1 protein-coding gene is annotated in these 360 nt (G+C 34.4%); it reads left to right on the top strand.

The window, feature by feature from the left end:
- Positions 1-123 precede the first annotated feature (123 nt).
- On the top strand, positions 124-360 hold a 237-nt coding region (locus A9G47_RS12265; RefSeq protein ID WP_141674864.1), incomplete at its 3' end, for a hypothetical protein.

Below are 360 nucleotides of genomic sequence, written 5' to 3'. Positions count from 1 at the left end.
GGCACCTTTGCTTATGATCTAATAAATAACTATCAAATCAATATCTGCCCTAATGGACAAGATGATGGCGAAATTCCGCTCATCATTAACCGAAGCAGGAAGAATAAATAAAAGGAGAATAAAATGTCATCAAAATACCGTCCACAAATTTTTGGTTGGTTTGGTGATCTAGATAAAGGCCCACGTTTAGTGCCCCTGCATGACGATCGCTTAAGCTATGCCAATAATAACTACTGTGCCTTTATTCGTAAGATTCCTTCTGATCAAGTTTTTTATTTATGTATTTACATCATTGCTGTTATTCTTTTATGCTCTGCAGTGGTTATATTATCTATATTGACTTATTTATGTGATCCAATT

Origin of the sequence: Gilliamella sp. WF3-4 (assembly GCF_001690275.1) — a bacterium.
In the GTDB taxonomy this organism is placed as follows: domain Bacteria; phylum Pseudomonadota; class Gammaproteobacteria; order Enterobacterales; family Orbaceae; genus Gilliamella; species Gilliamella apicola_C.
The sequence above is the reverse complement of the archived record's forward strand: the minus strand, read 5'-3'. Positions and strand labels throughout refer to the sequence as shown.